Annotated in this window: 5 protein-coding genes; 2 read left to right on the top strand and 3 right to left on the bottom strand. The window is 64.2% G+C overall.

Annotated features, from left to right (window positions below; translation table 11 throughout):
* From FFS37_RS27865 to FFS37_RS27855, 3 genes are all read right to left on the bottom strand, one after another.
* Positions 1–675 (bottom strand): polysaccharide deacetylase family protein (locus FFS37_RS27865; protein ID WP_137934194.1); only part of this gene is annotated, 675 nt, incomplete at its 3' end.
* 72 nt (positions 676–747) lie between these two features.
* Positions 748–1,746, bottom strand: coding sequence for an ABC transporter substrate-binding protein (locus FFS37_RS27860; RefSeq protein WP_137934193.1), 999 nt, complete (start codon positions 1,744–1,746; stop codon positions 748–750).
* 86 nt (positions 1,747–1,832) lie between these two features.
* Positions 1,833–3,893 carry a N,N-dimethylformamidase beta subunit family domain-containing protein gene (locus tag FFS37_RS27855; RefSeq protein ID WP_137934192.1) on the bottom strand — a complete coding sequence of 687 codons (2,061 nt, stop codon included), beginning with the start codon at positions 3,891–3,893 and terminating at the stop codon, positions 1,833–1,835.
* Between the two features lie 143 nt (positions 3,894–4,036).
* Between FFS37_RS27855 and FFS37_RS27850 the strand changes: the two genes are divergently transcribed.
* Positions 4,037–4,858, top strand: a complete 822-nt coding sequence (locus FFS37_RS27850; RefSeq protein WP_232375788.1) for a LuxR C-terminal-related transcriptional regulator — start codon at positions 4,037–4,039, stop codon at positions 4,856–4,858.
* Positions 4,859–5,064: 206 nt separating this feature from the next.
* Positions 5,065–6,099 carry a cell division protein FtsZ gene (gene ftsZ / locus FFS37_RS27845; RefSeq protein WP_137934190.1) on the top strand — a complete coding sequence of 345 codons (1,035 nt, stop codon included), beginning with the start codon at positions 5,065–5,067 and terminating at the stop codon, positions 6,097–6,099.
* Positions 6,100–6,304 lie beyond the last annotated feature (205 nt).

Genomic DNA, 6,304 nt, shown 5'->3' with positions numbered 1-6,304 from the left:
GTGGTAGAGGAAGTCGAATTCCGCCTTCCAGATTTCCAGCGCCGTCGACGGCGCGCGGCCGCCAGGCAAATAGCCCCTGTCGGTCGCCAGGAATTCGAATTGCGGAAAGTCGTCCAGATGCCAGGCGACAGGCATTTCGACGAGGTTGACCGGTTTGCCGAAACGGAATTCTTCCGTCGCCGACCAGGCATCGCCGATCCGGCACCAATAGGGCTCGTGGTCGTTGCCCATCATCGAGCTTTCATATTCGAAGCCGAGCTCGAGCAGCAGTTCGACCGTGGACGGGCTGTTGTCCCAGGCCGGCGACCGGTAGCCGCATGGCCTTACGCTAGCCACCGTGTCGAGCGCGTCCAGGCCTCTCAGCAGGACGGTACGCTCTTCCTCGCGCGTCAAAAGCACAGGGTTTTCATGGACCCAGCCGTGATGGCCGATCTCGTGGCCGCCATCGCGGAAGGCGCGCACGACCGGCGGGAAGGCCAGCGCGGAATGGCCGGGCACGAAGAAGGTCGCCTTGATGCCGAACTCTTCCAGCACGCCGAGGATGCGGCGTGCGCCGATCGGATCGAACTCGCCGCGCGAAAGCATGCTCGGCGACGTCGCGCGGTGGCTGCCGATCCATGTCGAATAGCCATCGAAATCGAACGTCAGGACGACTTGGACGTCGGTGCTGGTCATGTCTGGATGTCTTCCCGCCAGGGCGATGGGAAGGCAGGGCCGCGACTGGCCCGCCTTCCACTTCGCGGGCGATTACTTGGAATGCGCCACGCTCGGGTCGATGGCCGTGTCGTAGGCGATGTCCTTGTCGATCAGCTTGGCCGCGATCGCCGCCTTGACGATGCCGGGATAGGTGTCGGACTTGAACACGCCGTTCAGGGCCTTCTGGCTTTCGGCGACCGAATAATACGACACGCCGTCGAAGGCGGTCGCGAGGTCCGCCGGCTCGGCGCCGACGCCCTTGGCGATGATCGCGCGGCCTTCCTCGGTGTGGGCGCGGTAATAGTCCAGCGCCTGGTCCCAGCTTTTCAGCATGGCCTGCACCTGGCCCGGCTTCTTCTTCAGCGTCTCTTCCGGCACGGCCAGCACGTCGCTGATCAGGCCGGGCGCCTCGCCGGCCTCGGCCAGCACCTTGATGTTCTTGTCGGCGCCGATCGCGGCGGAGATGTAGGGCTCATAGGTCACGGCGGCCGGAACGGTGCCCGAGATGATCGAGGTGCCGGCGCTGGCCGCCGGCATCGGCAGCACGCTGACGTCATCGATGGTCATGCCATTCTTCTGCAGCACATAGTTGAGCAAGAGATCGCTGGTCGAACCGCGCTCGAATGCGACCTGCTTTCCCTTGAGGTCGGCCACCGTCTTGATGTCGCCATTGACCAGGATGGCGTCCGCCTTGGTGCTGGCGTCGAGCAGCAGCACGCCCTTGACCGGGATGCCGGCCTGCACCTTGGCCAGCAATTGCTGGATGGATTCATTGTCGCCGTCGACCTGCCCGGCGGCGACAGCCGCGCCCATGTCCTTGTCCTCGACGAAATTGGTGAGTTCGACGCCTTCCAGGCCGTTGGCTTTGAAGAAGCCCTTTTCCTGGGCGATGTACCACATGCCGTAGCCAAGCCACGGCGAGATCGCGAGCTTGAACACGCCCGGTTCGACCGGCAGGTCCTGGGCCTTCGCCGACCTTGCCGTGAACGGCATTGCCGCCGCGAGTGCAAGAAGGGCGACCGCCCCGATGAAATGTCTTCTGTTTCCCATTGTTCTGATCCTTGTTCCCAAAGTGTGATGTTGACCTGTCGTTATTCCATCGAACCCGGCCGGCTGGCGTGCCGGGTTTCGCTTTTCTACTCTCGATCCGGAGTTGGCCGGCTCTTTGCCGAGGCCAGGCGCGTCAGCAAATTCCTGGTGATCCTGCCGACATCGTTCATGGCGTCGCCCGCCGGCAATCCACCGCACCAGGCGACCGAACTCGCGCTGAAGATCAGGCCGCCCGAAGGCAGATGGCGAAGCGTCATCTCCGCGCAGCGCCTTGACGCGCGTTCTTCCGAACCACCCTCGTACCAGCGTGTGGCGTCGTGGACGAAGCTGTCCGGAAAGCCGGTTGCACGCGCAATGACGATCGTATCGGGATGGGTGCCGAGATGCGTATCCGTGGCATCGACCTCGTAGCCAGCCGCGCCACCGAGCACGATACCTTCGTCGCCGAAGGTTTCGCCGGCGACGCCCTCGAAGAGCCACGCCACGGACGCGTTGTGGCTTTGCGGCGTGCGGGTGAAGGGCCGCGCGGTGTCGAAGCCCATCAGCGAGATGGCGACGCCGGTCAGCGAGAACTCGCCACGCCCGCTTGCGCGCAGATGGCCGCCCGGCTGGTTGGTGATCGACAGCGACTGTTCGGCGATCGGCCCGTCCCAGGTCCGGCCCGCCTCGAGCGGCGAACGGCGCAGCTCCATCAGGTCATCCTGGAATGCCACCTTGCCGGCAAAGCCATTGCCGCCGAGATAGGCGATGCTGCCGCCCGAGGCCGCGAACTGGCGCAGCGCGTGTTCCATCTCGACCGACATGTATTCGGGATGGCTGCCGGTGATGACAGCCCGATAGCCCTGCAGGCCCGCGACGCCGCGCTCATGCAGGTCGCGGTCGGTGATGAGATCGAAGGCGATGCCGTTGGCGTGGCAGAAGCGCAGGAAATGCAGGTCGACCGGCAGATTGTGCGGGCAGCCGCACAGCGGGTAATTGTAGTCGTCGCGCAGCGTTGTCTTCGGCTTCTTGTAGGAAGCGATCGACACGCCACTGAGGTCGCTATGGTAGTCGTAGAGCGACTTCAGATTGTTATCGATGGCGAAGCGATGGCCACGGTCCTCGCACATCCATTCATAGAGATGCGCCGGCAGGAATTCGTCGGCATAGGCAAGATAGGTGGCGGTCGGCACCAGGAACAGCAGCGGCGCCTGGCGTGCCGACGAGGTGATGAAAAAGACGATGCGCTCCGATCCCGCGTCATGGCCGACCTCGAAGGCGTAGACGCCGGCCGATGCCTCGGCGGGAGCCTGCAACCGGTAAGATGCGGGCCAATGCAGCGCGCCGATGTCGTCGTCATGGCAATGCACCGCATCGTAATGCGACGGCACCAGACGCGGATCGAAGCTAGACCCGTCCCAGCGTCGCGAGGTCATGCAGAATGCCGGCTGGTTGACGGCCTCCAGAAAGAGTACCGGGTCCGCGCCTGTCGAGGCGATCGGGCCACGCGGCAGCAAGGTCGGGAACGTCCAGCCGATGCGGCCGGCCGCGGTCTGCAGGGCGATCGCCGAGAATTTCGCGTTCAGCGATCTGACGTCGTTCGCGGCGCCGGCGCCGAACACCATGTCGCCGGACAGGGACCAGGGCCGGTCGAAGCGACGATGCAGGACAAAGGGCGACAGGAGATCGTCGGAGCTGAGGCGTAGCACCGTCTGGCCCCCATCCTTGAGAATCTCGACGGCGAGCCAGGTGTTCGCGGGCAAGGGCGCGCCGGCTTCGAGCAGCTTGCCGTCGATCTCCGCTGTCAGGCGCCCCTCCCGCAGCCCCAAACGCAGGTTTCCGCTTTCGAACAACGCACGGGCACCATCGTTGCGTGTGAGGTGGATCTCGAAGCTGACGCTGGTGATTTCCCCGGCCTTGGCCAGTTCTGTGGCTGCGACCTTCAGGAAGGAGCCATGATCGAAATCGCGGTGGGCAGCGGCATTGCCGGTTGGCTCGACCGGCCAGTCCATGAACTCGGGGGAGGGCGTGTCGAGCCGCACGATCCGCACCTGGCGCACCGGGCGTGATGACGAGACATGAAGGGCGACGGGTGTGCCGGCCGCCGTATGCCAGGGAACCGTGTAGCCTGAAACGGCCATGGCGCCATGATCGACTGGGCGCTTCATCGCGGCAGAGCTCCGCGCCGCGATATCGGCCTGCAGGCGCTCTTTGATGGCAAATTGGACAAGTCTCTCGTACCCCTGTTTTTTTTGTTTTACACTAGGGGCATCATTTCTTGGGGGTATATACCCCCATCGGGGTATGATTGGTGACAAAGTCCATTTTCGAAGGCCTGGCGCTGGCCATGGATGCGCTCGGCAAGCGCGAGTTCTATCCCGCAATGACCGAGTATCTGCGGCGCTGCCTCAGCTACGATAATGTGATCGTCATCGTCTTCTCGGGCACCGCGGTCCCCAGCGTGCTCTACAAGAAGATCTATGGCCCGGATGTGTTTCGCTATCTGGCCGAACAATATCTGCCGGCGGCCTATCTGCTTGATCCGATTTATCATTTTCATCTGCGGCGCGGCGCGCCGGGGCTCTATCGGCTTCTCGACGTCGCGCCGGACCAGTTTCGCCGCAGTCGCTACTTCAAGTGGTATTACGGGCGCATCGGCATCACCGACGAAATTTCCGTCGTGCTGCCGATCGGAGAGAACGCGACCATCACCATTTCGATGGGCAAGGACGGCTCTTCCGGCCAGGCCTTCGCGGTCAAGGCGGAGGAATGCCTGCGCGCGCACGAACCCGCGATCATGGCGTTGCTGCGTGCCCATTGGGCCGTCGCCGAAGCGCCGCCCGCGGTCGCCCCGCGATCCGTGTCGATCACCGACAGCCTGATCGCGGCGATGCGCACGCACCACAATGTGCTGTTGAGCAAGCGCCAGGCCGAAGTGGCGCTGCTTATCCTGCAGGGACACTCCTCGCCGTCGATCGGATTGAACCTCGGTGTCAGCCCGCAAACGGTGAAGGTCTTTCGCAAGCAGCTTTACAACAAGTGCAGCCTTTCATCGCAGGCAGAACTGTTCGCGCTGATGATGCCGATCCTGGAGCGGGCGACGAGCCAGGCTGCGGATCGCAAGCTGTCCTGAGAGCGACCGGCCCCAAGGGCAGCCGGTCGCGCATCCGCTGATCACAAATCTTGACCTCGTGCGCACTTGCACGCGCGGCCGCTCTCTGGCTTTTTGGGGCACCCATCCGGACGGACTGATTCGCGTCACGCCGCTCGATTGCAATGCCTTGCAGGCAGTCTGCGGATGGGCCGTGAAGCGCGCGCAATTGCCGAAGGAGAAGCAGCATGGCCGAGTTCAAGAAGCCGGAAATCTCCGAGATGAGACCCAAGATCACCGTTATCGGCGTCGGTGGCGGTGGCGGCAACGCCATCAACAACATGATCGCGGAGCAGCTTCAGGGCACCGAATTCATAGCCGCCAACACCGATGCCCAGGCATTGACCATGTCCAAGGCGACGCGGCTGATCCAGCTTGGCGCGCACGTCACCGAAGGCCTTGGTGCCGGCTCCTTGCCCGAGGTCGGCCGCGCGGCGGCCGAGGAATCGCTCGACGAGATCATGGACCACTTGGCCGGCACGCATATGTGTTTCGTCACCGCCGGCATGGGCGGCGGCACCGGCACCGGTGCGGCTCCGATCATCGCGCAGGCGGCGCGCAAGGCCGGCATACTGACGGTGGGCGTCGTCACCAAGCCGTTCACCTTCGAAGGCCGTCGCCGCATGCAGATGGCCGAGGAGGGCATCGAGCGGCTGCGCGAGGCCGCCGACACGGTGATCGTGATCCCCAATCAGAACCTGTTTCGCATCGCCGATGCCAAGACCACCTTCGCCGATGCCTTCGTCATCGCCGACCGCGTGCTCTATTCCGGCGTCAGCTGCATCACCGACCTCATCGTCAAGGAAGGCCTGATCAATCTCGACTTCGCCGACGTCAAGTCGGTGATGCGCGGCATGGGGCGCGCCATGATGGGCACCGGCGAAGCGTCCGGCGAGGCCCGTGCGATGAAGGCGGCGGAGGCGGCGATCGCCAACCCGCTGCTCGACGAAGTGTCGATGAAGGGCGCCAAGGGCGTGCTGGTGTCGATATCGGGCGGCAGGGACATGACCCTGTTCGAGGTCGACGAGGCCGCCACCCGTATCCGCGAGGAGGTCTACGAGGACGCCGACATCATCGTCGGCGCGATCTTCGACAAGGGCATGGAAGGCCGCTTCAGGGTCTCCGTGGTGGCGACCGGCCTCGATCGCGCGCTTGGCGCGGAAGATGCCGGCGCCGGCGTCCCCCATCATCTGGCGGCATCCGCGCAGCGCACGCTCCAATAGGAATCGGCTGAGGCCGCTGGATCATCCTCGTCCGGCGCGGCCCTGCCGGCGCGGGGCGCGTGTTCGCGCGGGCATGGCGAGCCAGTGACGACCGCAAGTCGCGGCTTCAGTTTCAGGCGAAGCGGCCGTAAGCGCGCGATTTGAGAATTCTTTCCAAAAAACAATGAGTTGAAATGGCCTGGCGCTCAATCGCCGGGCCGTTCCT

Source organism: Mesorhizobium comanense (assembly GCF_005503535.1).
GTDB classification, from domain to species: domain Bacteria; phylum Pseudomonadota; class Alphaproteobacteria; order Rhizobiales; family Rhizobiaceae; genus Mesorhizobium; species Mesorhizobium comanense.
This window is presented reverse-complemented; position numbering and strand designations above follow the sequence as displayed.